This window comes from Candidatus Limnocylindria bacterium, assembly GCA_036523395.1.
GTDB lineage: Bacteria > Chloroflexota > Limnocylindria > P2-11E > P2-11E > CF-39.
This window is the reverse complement of the sequence record DATDEH010000070.1, coordinates 1-14037: the sequence shown is the minus strand read 5'-3', so window position 1 is coordinate 14037 and position 14037 is coordinate 1. Positions and strand designations below refer to the sequence as shown.

Here is a 14037-nt window from a genome sequence, read left to right as displayed (position 1 = left end):
TCATAGGTCGAAGGTACGGGCTAGCGAGTCCCGCGCAGCAGCCCAAACTGGGCGGATGGTGATGCGTTTCCTCGCGCTGCTCATCGCAATGGCAATCACTACCGGTTGCAGCTACATCCAGATGCAACCGAAGAGTGGCGATCGCCCGACCCCTTACGCGCCGCGTCTTCCGTAGTCGCGCAGGTCAGTTCAGCAGCGACAAGAAGAACGCTTTCGTCGCGCTCGGGTTGATCGTTCTTCCGTAGTCGAGCGTCTTCTCCTGGCCGCTGCCGACCATCGCGATGCTGAACGCCTCGGCCCACGACTCCTGCGGTTGATGGATCCACTGCGCCATGCCCGTCATCGTCGCGGCCTCGGCCGCGGCCTGCTGCCACGTTCCGGGGAATCCACGGAAAGCCCAGTACTTCGCGCGCCAATCGATGCTGGCGTCCTTGCGATTCAGCAGCGCTTCGTAGTAGTGACCGATCTCGTGATACGCCGTTCGCGGATCCACCACGAAGTCCTCGCGCACGGTGAAGATCGGTTGTCCCAGAGGTGTGAGGCCACGGAAGAAGGCGTCGCCGTCCTCGTCCGATGCGAAGTCGAAGTCGATCTGAGGGGACGGGTACATCGAAGGGAAGGTCAGGCGCGCTGTGAAGTAGTAGGGGAGGAGCTTCTCGCCCGCCGCGCGTGTGGTCGGCTGAGGCTGTTTCGTGCGAGTTGGCGGTGGCGCGACCGTTGGCGTCGGCGCGATGGTCGGCGATGGGGTAGGGGTCGTCGGGAGGAGCGTGAAGGTCGGGATCGGGGTAGCGGGCGAGGCGGTCGGCAAGGGGCTGGGGCTGGGGCTGGGGCTGGGCAGCGTCACCACCGGCCGCGGCCAGGCGGAGGCGCCGACCGCGCCAACGACGACGCCGACGACGAGCGCCGCAAGGACGGCGATAACGGCATTTCGCCCAGAGATCACGAGATAAGCGTAGGGCCGGTCTCTGCCGTTCCTGTCTCATTGCGGAGGCGGGCGACCGGGAGGCACGACCCGACGTGGTCAATCGGCCGCCACACCGGTTCAGCCCCATAAACTTTCCGTCTAAACTGAGACCGTGTCAGCTCCCTCCCGAACGCTGCGGATCGTCGTCGCTGACGACCATCCGTCGATCCGCGAGAACCTCCGGTATCTGCTCAACGCCGAGCTGGGATTTGTGGTGGTCGGCGTCGCGAAGGACGGCCACGACGCGCTCCGCCTGGTGCACGCGACCCGTCCGGACGTGCTGGTGCTCGATTCGGAAATGCGCGATCTCAGCGGACTCGAAGTAGCACGCACGCTCCGCGAGGATGCCAGCCGCGTCGGCATCGTCTTCTACACGCTCGATAGCGACGCCTGCGTGCAAGCGAGAGCGATCGGGGTCGATGCATGCATCACGAAGGATTCGGCGCCGTCGATGCTGATCGAGGCGATCCGCGGTGCCGCGCAGGCTATCTCCGCTCCACCGGGCCAATAGACCGCTAACTCTCTTAATCAGCGTGGCCTGCGTCTTGCGGGTCGCTTGGTCGTGCCTTTCAACCCTGATGCCCGACTCGATCCGAATCAAGTAGAGGACCGCCGCGGCAGCGGGTCCGGGGCGGGCGGTCCGATCATGGTCGGAGGCGGCGCCGTAGGGATCATCATCCTCATCGCGGCGTTGCTACTCGGGGTCGATCCGACCGGACTGATCGACACGACCTCCCAGCCCCCGATCGAAGGCGCCCAGTCCTTGCAGGAGTGTCGCACCGGGGCCGACGCGAACAAACGCGCGGATTGTCGCGTCGTCGGTTTCGTCGACAGCGTGCAGAAGTACTGGGGCGACGAGTTCAACCGCCGCGGTACCGCGGCCTACAACCCAGCTAAGACGGTGATCTTCAGCGGATATACACAGGCGGCGTGCGGTACCGCGAGCGCGGCGACCGGACCCTTCTATTGCCCGAACGACCAGAAGGTCTATCTCGACATCAGCTTCTTCGACCAGCTGCAGTCGCAGTTCGGTGCGAAGGGAGGACCTTTCGCCGAGGGCTATGTCATCGCGCACGAATACGGTCACCACGTTCAGGACGAGTTAGGGCTGTTGCAGCAGAGCTCCAGCAACAAGGCGTCGGTGCGCGTCGAGCTCCAGGCCGACTGCCTCGCCGGCGTGTGGGCGAAGCACGCCGCGGACACGGGCTACATGTCGGCCCCGACAGACGCGGAGATCGCGCAGGCGATCGATGCGGCCGAAGCCGTGGGCGATGACCGCATCCAGCAGCAGACGCAGGGGCACGTGACGCCGGACAGCTTCACGCACGGCTCTGCGGCACAGCGGCATCAGTGGTTCAACACGGGCTATTCGAGCGGCGATATGGACCGCTGCGACACGTCGCGGGTCTAAATAACGTTCAGCTCTTCGGAGCGCTTGCGACCGCGACCTCTGCGAGCCGCCGGGCCCTGGGCAAACGTCGATGCGCCGGACAGCGTCGTCGTGGCGACGTGGCGGTAGTCATGCACCTCGAGCTCGTGGGCGTCGCGTAGGGACGCGGCCTGACGGAGCGCCTCCATGGAGTCCTGATGGCTCAGGCTGAAGACGACTTCGCAGTCGGGATTGGCGCGGCAGGGGAGTCCAGAAGTTCTCATCGCCTAATAAACGCCGGAGAGGGTCCAAATGTTCCATCTGGCGAGAGCTGGCTCACCCGCTCAGCGGTCGACCTCGTCCTCGCGGGGCCAGGTGAAGCGGTCGAGGCCCGCCCGGGTGATGCCGCCGGTGCGATACCAAAGATGGTTCTGGGTGGCTCCGGCAGGGCAGTAGGCCCAGCCGCCCTCCTCGTGGATGTTGAAAGGCGTCGACTGATCCGGCGGCGGCGTGTGCCGATGCGCCTCGCGCACGCAGATCCATTGGATGAGCCCACCATCCACCTCGGACACGCTACTCCGCTGGCTAAAGGCCCACCGCTCGGAGCACCGCCACGGCGGCAACGCCCGCGATCACGGCGAACAGCAGGTTGCGTCGCCAGGCGGCGACGGCCAGCGCGACGAGGGCGGCCAGGATCTCGGCCCCGCCGGTGGGCTGCGCATCGGGCACCGCGATGCCGGCGCCGGCGAGCGCGGCGATGATCGCGGTGGGCAGCGCGTCGAGATAGCGGCGCAGCCGCGGTGGTGCGCTCCCGGGCACGGTGAGGACGAGCGGCAGAGAGCGAGTGAGGTACGTCACGATCCCCGATGCCGCGATCGCGATCCACACGCTCATGGCTGCTCCTCATGGATCGCGAACGCGACGAGCGGTGCGAGCGCTCCGGCCACGACCACCGCGACCGCCGAGGCGCCCGCGAGACGGAGTGCCGCTGCCACGAGCGCGGCCGCCACTGCGACCGCGACGTCCGCGCGATGTCGAACGCCGATCGCGACGATCGCGACGAACACGGCGGTGATCGCGAAGTCGATGCCGAAGCGCTGCGGGTCTTCGATGCCCGCGCCGAATATCGCGCCGAGCACAGTCCCGACGTTCCACGAGCACCACAGCACCGTGCTGAAGACCGCGTAATAGGCGAGGTCGCGATGGCCACGGCGGAACCAGCCGATGCCCATCGCGAAAGCCTCGTCGGTCAGCACGTACCCGAGACCGAAGCGTCGTGGTAACGAGGCGACTTGGACGAACGGACGGAGCGCGGCGGCCATCAACAGATGGCGCGCGTTGAGCAGCAGGACCGTGAGGACGATGAGTGGCACGGGCGTGCCGGTCCTCAGCAGGTCGACCATCACGAACTGCGCGGCGCCGGCGAACACGATGATGCTGGTCGCGCTCGTCTCGACGATGGAGAGCCCGGACTGTCGCGCGGTGAGCCCGAACGCGATGCCGACGACGACCGCCGTCACGAAGATCGGCCAGCCCTCGACGATCGCGGCGCGCCTCCCCGTCACGCTCCGAAGGGTACGAGTCGAGGGACGCGCTCGGCGTATCGCAGATAACGCTCGCCGAATGCGTCCTGCAGGACCTTTTCCTCCGCGGCGATGCGGATCTGCGTGAACGGCACGACGAAGAGCGCGGTGGCGGCCAGCAGCAGCGGACTTTGCAGCGTCAGCGATGCGCCGAGATGGAACAGCACGATGCCGAGGTACATGGGATGACGCACGAACGCGTACGGGCCGTCGGTCTTGAGCGAATGGCCGTCGAACACGTCCATGCGGATGCCATAGCTGCGCCCGAGCGACCACATCGCCCATGCCGCGAACGCTGCGGATGCCACAGCGATCGCGAGGCCGGCGTAGCGCAGGCTGTCGTCGAGGTCGATCGCCAGTGGCTGAACGTATGCGACGACAAAGGGAATCCACGCCACGGGCGGGTAGTACTGGATCCACCACGGCGCGTCGGCGATGAGAAGGTGCGCGCGCTGACCCCGCAGGATGCGGAGGGCGCCCGCCGAGAGGAAGATCAGGTGCGCCGAGAGCAGCACCGCGATGCGCAGTGAGCGGTCGTCCATCGCGTGATTCTCGATGGTCGTGTGGGGAGCCGTCGAAGGCCTTAAACTTGGGCAGTCACCGCGGCGTCCTGGGCAGATTGAGCAGTGTGGTGAGCTCCGCTGACTGTAGATCAGCCGCCTCTGGCTGTGGGGGTTCGATTCCCTCTCTGCCCACCGATTTTTTCTAGTGACGACGGGCCGATCGGGCCCGTCGCTCGTTTTCTACGCCGATCGCGAAAGGCGGCTGACTGTTGCGGAGGGCGGCTGACCAAAGGCGGTTTTGTGTGATGGGTCCAGCGGATTCGGAAGCGCGAGACGATCGCGCACCGGAACGCGGTGGCTGTATCGCTCGACCATCTCCCATCGTTCCCATCCGCCTTGCCGCTTGAGCTCGAGGAGATTCGCACCGGGCACGCTCATGAAGTTCGTGGCCCAGGTGTGCCGGAGGATGTGCGCCGAGAAGGTGCGGATGCCGCTTCGCTCGCGCAGGCGGGCGAAGAGCTTGGCGAAGCCGTCCATTTCGAACGGGTCACCGGTGCGGGTGGGGAAGAGCGGCGCCTGCGCGTTCGTGGCGATGCGTGATTCGCGGAGGTAGCGATCGAGCTCGCGCCCCACCGCGGGATGGAAGTTGACGACGCGCTCGCGTCCGAACTTGCTCGTCTCGGGCCGGACCGTGAAGCAACCGCGCGCGAGATCGAGGTCGCCGGTCCGTGCTCCACGGAGCTCGTTCGCGCGCAGACCGGTGCCCGCGGCGAAGACGATCAACGTTCGGTCTCGGCTGCCGGGTCTGCCGGCGGCGGCGATGAGCCGATCGAGATCGTCGGCGGAGAGTGGTTGCCGCACGTCGTCGTCGACTTTGGTGCGCTTGACGTGCTTGAGCACCGACACGCCGTTGTTGTCCGCAAGGATGCCGTCCTCGGCGAGATAGCTCGCGAAGCGCTTGAGCGTCACCGCCGCGGCGCGCGCGGCGAACGCGGAACCGTTCGGGTACTTGCGCGTCGGCTTGGTGATCCGCTCCTTCAGGTACGCGTCGACGAGCGGCTTGCTCACATCGCTGATTACTGCTGGGCGTCCCTGCACGCGTTCGACGTACGCGACGTACGCGCTCAGGTTCTCGCGGTACCAGCGCTCGGTGTTCGGCGAGAGGTCGTAATTCGCGCGGAAGAAGCTCGCGATGACGTGGATGAGTGGGGCGTTCTTCCGGCGCATTTCTCTCAGGCTCAGGACTCGTCCGTCTTCGATTGGAAAGGTTCGCATGCGTTCTCCCTTTCGGGAGCGGGAGGCTGACCCGCCGACGAGTCTATGCCGGGGTCGTCGCCACCGAGGTTGCTCGCGGGCTGTGATTGGTCGCGTGTCGGGTGCGCTGCGCGATTGCGAGCGCGAGCGACGACGAGCACTTCTTCGCCGACATCCTCGATCATCGGATGCACGCGATCCCGATCCGCGATGTGGCACATCGGTCCAAGTCGGCCCATGTCCGCACCCGGGCGAACGGCCGTGCGGCCCAGCACCATGCACCTCTTGAGAATCGCGTGCGGTCCTTCGCAGGCAAGCATTCGAGCGTGATAACCGAAAGCAGACTGGCTCGAGCATGACGTACGTCACGGGACGAAGCTGGGCCGCGCGGGGCGCTCGTCGCCGAGCAGGAGCCTCCCGAGGTCACACCGCGGCTGCCCCGAGCGCCTCGACGCGGAATCAGGCAGCTGGACGCGGGAGCATTCAGGTGCGCAAAAGCGCGATCCGGCCCGCCATCATTGGCTCGTGCCGTTACACGAAGTAACGGGCGTGTAGCAGCGAGAACGGGTCGAACCTACTTGTCGCGGTCCACTCTCGTGGCGCGGCGCGACTGGTTGTCGCGGCTCGGATCCAGCGTCAGCTCACGCAGCAGCTGACCGTCGTCGCGGACGACCCGCACACTCGCGCCAGCGACGAATAGCCGGATCGTCGCGCCCTTGTGCGCGCGTTCGATGTAGATGTGCCGCAGATCGAGGCTTTGGATCCGATGGATCGAGCGAGTAACCCGTGGTGCAGGTAGATGTTTCACACGACTTCGCGGGTATCCGCTGAGCTGATACTTCCGGATCTCGCTCACGGCCATCGACACGATGATCGATCGGGCGCTTCCGGTCTTCGCGGAGGTCAGGTCAGGACTGGCGGCCGGTGTTCAGCGACCGTCATTTTCTCGGGAAGGCGTACGGTGAAGGTCGTCCCACGCCCAACCTCGCTCGCCACGCTGATGTCGCCGCCCATCTCGACCAGCATTCGCTTCACGAGCGCGAGACCGAGACCCGTACCAGCTTGGGCCCGCGCGTAGGCGGAGTCGAGTCGTTTGAACTCCTGGAAGATCGTGGCGGCGTCCTCGGCGCTTATCCCGATCCCTGTGTCGGCGACGCTGATCTCGACATAGCCGTCGTCGACGGAGGTGACCGCGGTCGTCACGCGGCCGCCCTCAGGCGTGAACTTCACCGCGTTGCTCAGCAGGTTGTAGAGGATCTGCCTGAAACGGCCGGGATCGTGCGTGATCGATGGGGCGCTGGATCCCGGCTCGGCGACCAGCCCCACACGCTTCTCCTGCGCCAGCGGCGCGACAAGAGTGTGCACGCGAGCGACCGCGCTTCTCACGTCGAACGTCTCAGGCCGGAAGTCCATCTTCCCGGCTTCGACCTTCGACAGGTCGAGGATGTCGTTGATGAGCGCAAGCTGATGCCTTCCCGACTCGGTGATGTCATGCACGTAATCGGACTGCTTTTCGGTGAGCGGGCCGGGCAGCCGCTGCTCCAGTAGCTCGCTAAAGCCGATGATCGCGTTGAGCGGGGTGCGCAGCTCGTGACTCATGTTCGCTAGGAACCGCGACTTCTCCTGAGTCGCGCGGGCTAGCTCCGCGTTCGTCTCGGCGAGCAGGTGTCGCTGACGGAGCATCTGCGATCCCGTCACGCCGACGAGGGCGGCACCGAGCAGCATCACCACGACGAGCAGGACGCGAGCGCCATCGCCTTGGTCGAAGACCGGCGCGACCTGCGTCACGAGCGTGGTGGGCGCACGAACCAGGACGAGTCGCCAGTCCGTCTCCGCGATCGACACGACCGTGATGGGGGCAGGACGCCCACCGATCGGATCCGGCATGGTCGTCGCGTATGGGCCGGCGGCCGAACCCGATGGAACGATCCTGGTTCCCGTGGTCGGGGTCCCGCCGCGGTCGCCGGTCGACAATGGGAGGATCAGTAGCCCGTTGACGTCGGTGATGTAGAGGTCGTTCTCTGAACGTAGCCCGGGTGCGACTCGTTCGACGATGCGAGCCAGATCGACCTCAGCCACGAGTCCGGTCGTGATCGACGGGTCTGCGCGGAACGCCACGCTGACGCTGACGATCGCCGATTCGCCGGTCGACGAAGCTCGGTAGGGCCCCCCGAGCCGGACGTTCGACGTGAAATTCGCGGTCCGCGGCGGAGCGTCCGCAAGGCGCTCCGGGCTCGGGAAGGACTTGCCGACCACGGCGTCGTTGGGGGGAATGACCGCGACGACAACACCCTCGCGATCAAGCGCCCACATTCGCACGACCTCGTCGCCTAGTGCTGTCCGGGCAATCGTTAGAAGGCGGCTGGCCTCATCGTGGTCGTTCGAAGCTACGGCGATGCGGATCGGATCAACGAGCAGTACAGCTGCGACGCCGTTGCGGATCCCGAGCACCTGGCCCCCGAAAGTGGCGGCGGCGCGCTCAGCCGCTTTCAGCGTGACCTGCGACTCACTCGCCTGAAGCTGCGTCCGCTGATCTCGTGATGAGATCTCGGTGACGATCAGGAGTGGTAGCGCGATCAGCGCGACGACGGCGACAAGCCGCCACCACGACAAGAAGAGCCATTCGATCGGCCGCGAGAGGCGAGTGCTAACGGCGGTGATGGTAGTGCGCTTCGGCGCGCTTCTGTACAACGTCGGAGTGGAAGACGGGGGTCAAGCGCGCGGAAGTGATAACAACCGGGCTCATCCGGGACGCGCGCGGATGGCTCCGACTGGCGAGCTGACTTTGAGGGGCGATGTGCGCAGCTGAGCAACGTGCCAACGACATCTATGACGCGATTAAGACACGGCAATTCCCAACTAAGGCCTCGGCCTTCAACTGTCGGCCGTGCCGATTCCGACTTGCCTGTGACGAGGGAATGAACGTGTCAACCGGCGAGCCGGGAACGATTTCAGAACGGGATCCGCTTGGTCCGGACGAAATCCCGTATTAGCCACCGACCTGGCGTGAGGGAAAGTAGGGCGGGGCGGAGTTGGGTCAGCCTCCGCTCCTTGCTGAACGAAATGGGCAACTGACTCACCCACGAAATCGAGGAATGAGTCGCCTGGCGCTTTCGAAATCATTCGGAAATTTGAATCTCGGTCTCTGCGTGCTCGGTTGTGACTGTAGATCAGACGACGGGCCGATTGGGCCCGTCGTTCGTTTTCTAGGGCGTCCTTCCCTCGAGGATCGTGATCAGCACCTTTGTGTCGATGTTTCCTCCCGAAACGACGCAGACCACCTTGCCTGATCCCGCGCGCCCGGCGCGCGCCGCGGCGACCGATGCCGCACCGGCGCCCTCCGCCACGACGCGATTGCGCTCGACCAACAGTCGCACTGCGGCAGCGACCTCGTCGAGCGAGGACACGAGTGCGCCATCGAGCAGTTCCCGCGCCAGCGCGAACATCTCGGGGAAGACCCGTGGACCGCCGATCCCATCGACGAACGTCCGCGTCTGCTGGATCTCCGTGGCCTCACCCTTGGCGAGCGACGCGCTGAGTGGCGCAGATGTCACAACCTCCGCGGCGAAGACCTTTGTGCTCGGCCGCAGTGCGCGAATCGCGGAGGCGATCCCGCACGACAGCCCGCCACCGCCGAAGGGGATCACGATCGCGTCGACGTCGGGCAGGTCCTCGAGGATCTCCAGACCGATTGTGCCGTTGCCATGACCGCGTCGGCCGAGCGCAGCCTGAGCGTCCCACTCCGCGGCTCGACCTCGTAGCGCGACAGACGCCTCGTGTCCCACGCATACACACCGGCGCCGCGCCGGGACGGTCCGCGGATCTCCCCGTCTTTGGTCGCCACGAACACGAGGCCGGACCCCGTGAGCGAGAGGCCGGGGTCGTCAGGCTTCCGCATCAGGTCGTGGTCTTCTCGAGGCGGCGGCGCCGTCGTCCGCTCGACGCGCCGTGCACCGCGCGTATCGGGCCGAGGACGAAGTAGAAGAGGCCGGCGACGACCGGAGGCGCGCCAAGCAGAGCGAGCGCGATGCTGCCGAGGCCCGTGCCGATGTTGATCAGGTTCGCCTCCATCGCGTAGCGCGCGTCGAACAGATCGATCCGCGTGAGATGCAGCACGTGTCTTTTCCGCAAGGCGTAGAGGTACATGAGGAAGAAGACGGAGAAGACCGCCACGTAGCCGAGGCCGTAGATGACGATCAGCTGCGCAAGCTGGCTCGGCTCGATCGACGCGAGACTCGCCGGATCCACGAGTGAACCGAGGACGAGCGTCGAGAGGAACTTGAGCGGGTAGACGTAAAGCAGGACGACGAAGAGCAGAGTCGAGTTCAGGAAGATCATCGGTCCGTCGCCCAGGCCGAAGCGCCGGAAGAACTCTCGGTGCAGGTACCAGATCCAAATGAGCGCCGCGAAAGATGCCGCGAAGGCGATGAAGCTGCGGAGCGTGCGAACGAGCTCGTCGTACGAGCTCGGGACCTGGAGCGAAACGACGAGGAGCGTGAGCGCGAACGCGAAGACCGCGTCGGAGAACCCCTCCAGTCGCGAGGTCTCGGCGCGTCGCTCAGTTGCCACCCGGCGGCCGATGCTAGTTGCCTAGGACGCCGCCAGCGCGTGCGCTCGCCTCACCAGCGCGTGAGCCGGTCTGACGAGCCACGCCAGCAGGTACACGCCCGCGACAACGAGCAGGAGCGCCTGGTAGCCCGTGACGAGCGCGCTCCACTCGAGTACGCCGCCGACCATCGCGCCGACCAGGTTCGCACCGAATGCGAGATCGGCGGCGTCGCTGTCGCGGAACGAGAACGTGAACACGAGATTCGCGAAGAAGACCGGCGCGAAGGCGATCAACGAGCCGACCGCGTAGCGCAGCGCGGCCGGTTCGATGAGCAGCGACGACGGCGGAAGCAGGTACGCGACGACGAGCGACGTTGCCAGGCCCGCGTAGAGCAAGCGCGGGTCGCGCGAGCGCAGGCGGCTGTTCACAGCGACCGCCGCAAGGACGCTCCCGAGGATCGCGAAGAACACCAGCGCGTTGACGTACCAGGTCGTGCCGAACAGCAGGCTGAACGTCACGATGCTGCGCGTCTCCAACAGGAGGAACGCGACGCCGAGGAGGAAGAAGTGCGCGAAGCGCGCGCCGAAGCTGTTCAGGGGCAGGCCGATGAAGCGCAGCGTGCCGCCGACACCCACGGCAGCCAGCGCGATCATGATGGCGAGGCCGAGGACGTAGTGCAGCGCGATGCCTGGATCGCGCAGATACGGGAATGGCCAGTCGTCGGTCGCGGGCCGCGGTGCGCTCGCGAGATCGACAGGTTCGATCGTGTCGCCGGGCGGCCTGCCACCGGCGAGCGCCTGCACCAGAGGACCGTTGGCGATGACCGCCGCGCCGAAGTCGCCGGTCGGGTACGTCCGCGTGATCGGCCTGGACCCGAACACACGAGCGACCATGTTCGCGTACCGCTGTACGAGCCACGGCTCGCGGTAGTAGTTGTACATGACGAAGACCCCGTCGGGCGTGAGGTGGTCGCGCGCCGTCGCGAACGACTCCTCGGTAAACAGGAAGGACTCGAGCCGCAGATTCGACGTGCTGCTCACGAGCGTGAGCGAATCTGTCACCGCGAACAGGATGAGGTCGTAGCGCTCGCTCGAGTTCCGCATGAAGGCACGTCCGTCCGTGATCGTGACCGACACTCGCGGGTCGGCGTATGGACGGTCAGGGTGCTGCGTTCGACCGATGGCCTGGATCCCCGGATCGATCTCGACGGCGTCGACCGCCTTCACGCCGTGCGCGAGCGCGACGGAGAGATCTGTGCCTGAGCCGGCGCCGATGATCAGGGCCTTGGCGAAGGTTCGACCGGGGAACCATCGGTAGACCTGGTCGTAGTAGGCCTCCTTCGGCTGGTCCGCCGCGAACATCGCCTGGAACGACACGCCGTTCACGAAGATCACATCGGTGCGGGGCGTGTGCACGACATCAAGGCGGTAGTAGGGGGAATAGGTGTCGCCGCCGATCGTCTCGATGCTCCAGCAGAGCGCGACCGCGCCGACGAGCGCCGTCGCTGCGATCGTCCGCGCGCCGCGGCCGGCGGTGCCGAACGTGAGCACGGTCACGAGGACCCCGGCGATCGTGAACCACACGCTCGGCGGCAGACCCGCGAGCGACGCGCCGGCGAAGAGCGCGATCCCCGCCATCGAGCCGCCGATGTCGAACGCGTACGCGCGCAGCGGCGGCATGGCGCGAAGGAGTGGCCCAAGCGGAAGCGCCAGCATCGCCATCGCGGCCGTCGTCAGGATCATCAGGCTCGGCAGCACGAGGAAGTTGATGTCGAGCTGCCGACCCTCGCGCGTCGCGAACCACAGGTCCCCGAGCTCGTTCTTGACGTTCACTTGCGCGAGCGAAACGAACAGCACGAGCCCGAAGGCGAGTGGCGCGAACCACACGGCCGCGTTCGGCGCCACGCGCCGGCCGAGGAGGATGCCGATGCCGATCCCGAGGAAGCTCGCGAGGAGCAGGAAGTTGTTGAAGAACCCGACATAGACGACGTTCGCGGGGATCCATCTGATCAACAGGAGCTCGACGAACAGGAGGGTGCCGCTGGTCAGAAAGAGCCGGAATCTCGCGTCTCGCAGCATCGCGCGAACGTACCCGACGGGTCTGCGTCAGTCGAGGCCGCGGCCGCTTCTGGCCGGGCCCCGTCCTCTTTAGAGACTCACTTGATCGCGCTGGGGCATCTTCTTAGCGCGCTCTTAGCGAACTTTCATCATCCGCGCACGCGCGGGGCGCAGGATGGAGTCCATGCGCAAGCTCCTCATCGGCCTCGCGATCGTCCTCGCCAGCTGCGGCGGTCAGGTCGACCTCGGCCGAGTCATCACCCAGCTTCAGCCGCCCGCGGTGGCGACGCCGGCCACCGTTGCATCCGAGACGAACACCGACGCGGTCAAGCAGGTGATCGAGGCCGCCAACCAGGCGCAGCAGAAGGCGTTCGCGAGCGGCGACGCGTCGCTCATGCGCGCCAACGCGACGGCCGCCTATTACGACGAACTCACGCGGATCAACACCGATCTCGCCCGCGGCGGCGTCCTCGGCTTCACGCTGGTGCGGATCGAGTGGGGCGACATCACGATCGCCGGAACGACGGCGGCCGCGACCGCTTACGAGACGTGGCGCACGACATACAGCGACGGATCGCAGGATCAGCGCACGGATCGCAACGATTACGCGCTCGTGCTCGACGGCGGCGCGTGGAAGATCTCCGCTGACGTCCAGCCCAGCGCGCAGAGCGTCACGCCCGGGGCGGGCACCGCGCCCGCACAGCCCGGTACCAGCAACACGACACCGGCGCGCGTGTCAGACACGTCCAGCAACTGGTCCGGTTACGTCGCGAGCGGCGGCACCTACACATCGGTCACCGGCACGTGGATCGTCCCGCAGGTGGGCGCAACGACGACCGGCGCCGACGCGACATGGGTCGGCATCGGCGGCGTGAGCGGCACGGACCTGATCCAGGCAGGAACGCAGGCAACGGTGAGCGGCGGCAGCGTCAGCTACGAGGCGTGGTTCGAGATGCTTCCCCAGTCGTCACGGACGATCTCGCTCGACGTCGCCCCCGGCGATTCCGTGACCGTCTCGATCACCGAGCAGTCGAGTGGCCAGTGGTCCATCGAGATGACGAATAACACGACCAAGTCCTCATACCAGCGCACGGTCAGCTACGCCTCCTCGCGTTCCTCGGCCGAGTGGGTCCAGGAGGCGCCGAGCTCGGGTCGCGGGATCATCCCGCTCGACGACTTCGGCGTCGTCCGCTTCACCGACGGCAGTGCGGTGCGTGATGGCAAGACGATGGGACTGGGAGCCCTCGGTGCAACGCCGGTCGCGATGATCAACCGCTCGGGCCAGGCGATCGCTCAGCCCACGACGCTCGGCGCCGACGGCAGCAGCTTCGCGGTCACGCGCACCAGCGCCCCCGGCACGGTGCAGGGCGGCGGCCGCACCTTCAGGCGGCGTCCCTAGGCCCGCCTTTCGGGCCTTTCCTTGACCCGCGAAGGCAGGCAGGCGGATAATCTTCTGGACCCAGCGGCTCGAGGGAGTTGCGCCAAGCAACTCTCTTTTCGTGTCCGGAAAAGAGAGCTCTGCCCACCTAGCTCAGTTGGTAGAGCACGTCCTTGGTAAGGACGAGGTCTCGGGTTCGATCCCCGAGGTGGGCTCTAGTAAGAAGGAGTGACATAGCGTGGCGAAAAAGAAATTCGAGCGCACCAAGCCGCACGTGAACGTCGGCACCATCGGTCATATCGACCACGGCAAGACCACGCTCACCGCGGCCATCACCAAGACGCTGAGTCTCAAGGGCCAGGCCGACTTCCGCGCCTTCG

The 14037-nt window shown here is 66.3% G+C and carries 15 protein-coding genes and 2 tRNA genes; 6 read left to right on the top strand and 11 right to left on the bottom strand.

From position 1 onward, the window contains the following. Positions 1-184: 184 nt before the first annotated feature. On the bottom strand, positions 185-943 hold the full coding sequence (locus VI056_09155; GenBank protein HEY6203198.1) for a hypothetical protein: 759 nt from the start codon (positions 941-943) through the stop codon (positions 185-187). A 133-nt stretch (positions 944-1076) separates the two neighbouring features. On the opposite strand from VI056_09155, the gene VI056_09150 reads away from it, so the two are divergent. Then, positions 1077-1475, top strand: a complete 399-nt coding sequence (locus VI056_09150) for a response regulator transcription factor (protein HEY6203197.1) — start codon at positions 1077-1079, stop codon at positions 1473-1475. Between the two features lie 51 nt (positions 1476-1526). Continuing rightward, entirely contained in the window at positions 1527-2375 is an 849-nt protein-coding gene (locus VI056_09145) for a neutral zinc metallopeptidase (GenBank protein HEY6203196.1), read from the top strand. A 302-nt stretch (positions 2376-2677) separates the two neighbouring features. Here VI056_09145 and VI056_09140 read toward each other — a convergent pair whose 3' ends face one another. Genes VI056_09140 through VI056_09125 form a run of 4 tightly spaced genes read right to left on the bottom strand, consistent with a single transcriptional unit; the run spans position 2678 to position 4458 of the window. Next, on the bottom strand, positions 2678-2896 hold the full coding sequence (locus tag VI056_09140) for a hypothetical protein (GenBank protein ID HEY6203195.1): 219 nt from the start codon (positions 2894-2896) through the stop codon (positions 2678-2680). 22 nt (positions 2897-2918) lie between these two features. After that, entirely contained in the window at positions 2919-3227 is a 309-nt protein-coding gene (locus tag VI056_09135; GenBank protein ID HEY6203194.1) for an AzlD domain-containing protein, read from the bottom strand. Then, positions 3224-3898: an AzlC family ABC transporter permease gene (locus VI056_09130; GenBank protein HEY6203193.1), complete on the bottom strand. Its 675-nt coding sequence runs from the start codon at positions 3896-3898 to the stop codon at positions 3224-3226. The genes VI056_09135 and VI056_09130 overlap by 4 nt, the downstream gene beginning before the upstream one ends. Continuing rightward, positions 3895-4458, bottom strand: coding sequence for an isoprenylcysteine carboxylmethyltransferase family protein (locus tag VI056_09125; protein ID HEY6203192.1), 564 nt, complete (start codon positions 4456-4458; stop codon positions 3895-3897). The genes VI056_09130 and VI056_09125 overlap by 4 nt, the downstream gene beginning before the upstream one ends. A gap of 70 nt (positions 4459-4528) precedes the next feature. On the opposite strand from VI056_09125, the gene VI056_09120 reads away from it, so the two are divergent. Beyond that, a tRNA-Tyr gene (locus VI056_09120) sits at positions 4529-4611 on the top strand. A 48-nt stretch (positions 4612-4659) separates the two neighbouring features. Here the strand turns inward: VI056_09120 and VI056_09115 are convergent. The 6 genes from VI056_09115 to VI056_09090 all read right to left on the bottom strand — a co-directional run bounded on the left by VI056_09115 (position 4660) and on the right by VI056_09090 (position 12300). After that, positions 4660-5646, bottom strand: a complete 987-nt coding sequence (locus tag VI056_09115) for a site-specific integrase (protein ID HEY6203191.1) — start codon at positions 5644-5646, stop codon at positions 4660-4662. Between the two features lie 601 nt (positions 5647-6247). Continuing rightward, entirely contained in the window at positions 6248-6535 is a 288-nt protein-coding gene (locus VI056_09110; protein ID HEY6203190.1) for a hypothetical protein, read from the bottom strand. 41 nt (positions 6536-6576) lie between these two features. Beyond that, positions 6577-8364 (bottom strand): ATP-binding protein, encoded by a 1788-nt coding sequence (locus VI056_09105; protein HEY6203189.1) that lies wholly within the window; start codon positions 8362-8364, stop codon positions 6577-6579. A gap of 515 nt (positions 8365-8879) precedes the next feature. Continuing rightward, entirely contained in the window at positions 8880-9458 is a 579-nt protein-coding gene (locus tag VI056_09100; protein HEY6203188.1) for a pyridoxal-phosphate dependent enzyme, read from the bottom strand. A 112-nt stretch (positions 9459-9570) separates the two neighbouring features. After that, positions 9571-10242, bottom strand: coding sequence for a TMEM175 family protein (locus tag VI056_09095; GenBank protein ID HEY6203187.1), 672 nt, complete (start codon positions 10240-10242; stop codon positions 9571-9573). Between the two features lie 21 nt (positions 10243-10263). After that, positions 10264-12300, bottom strand: a complete 2037-nt coding sequence (locus VI056_09090; protein ID HEY6203186.1) for a spermidine synthase — start codon at positions 12298-12300, stop codon at positions 10264-10266. Positions 12301-12463: 163 nt separating this feature from the next. On the opposite strand from VI056_09090, the gene VI056_09085 reads away from it, so the two are divergent. The 3 genes from VI056_09085 to VI056_09075 all read left to right on the top strand — a co-directional run. Continuing rightward, on the top strand, positions 12464-13678 hold the full coding sequence (locus VI056_09085; GenBank protein ID HEY6203185.1) for a G1 family glutamic endopeptidase: 1215 nt from the start codon (positions 12464-12466) through the stop codon (positions 13676-13678). Between the two features lie 121 nt (positions 13679-13799). Beyond that, positions 13800-13872, top strand: a tRNA-Thr gene (locus VI056_09080). 23 nt (positions 13873-13895) lie between these two features. Continuing rightward, the coding region (locus tag VI056_09075; protein HEY6203184.1) for a GTP-binding protein at positions 13896-14037 on the top strand (142 nt) is incomplete at its 3' end.

What these genes read in the sequence shown, in the direction of transcription:
- VI056_09135 (HEY6203194.1), bottom strand. Translation starts at nt 3,227, where the DNA reads ATGAGCGTGTGGATCGCGATCGCGGCATCGGGGATCGTGACGTACCTC.
- VI056_09125 (HEY6203192.1), bottom strand. Translation starts at nt 4,458, where the DNA reads ATGGACGACCGCTCACTGCGCATCGCGGTGCTGCTCTCGGCGCACCTG.
- VI056_09115 (HEY6203191.1), bottom strand. Translation starts at nt 5,646, where the DNA reads ATGCGCCGGAAGAACGCCCCACTCATCCACGTCATCGCGAGCTTCTTC.
- VI056_09110 (HEY6203190.1), bottom strand. Translation starts at nt 6,535, where the DNA reads ATGGCCGTGAGCGAGATCCGGAAGTATCAGCTCAGCGGATACCCGCGA.
- VI056_09090 (HEY6203186.1), bottom strand. Translation starts at nt 12,300, where the DNA reads ATGCTGCGAGACGCGAGATTCCGGCTCTTTCTGACCAGCGGCACCCTC.
- VI056_09085 (HEY6203185.1), top strand. Translation starts at nt 12,464, where the DNA reads ATGCGCAAGCTCCTCATCGGCCTCGCGATCGTCCTCGCCAGCTGCGGC.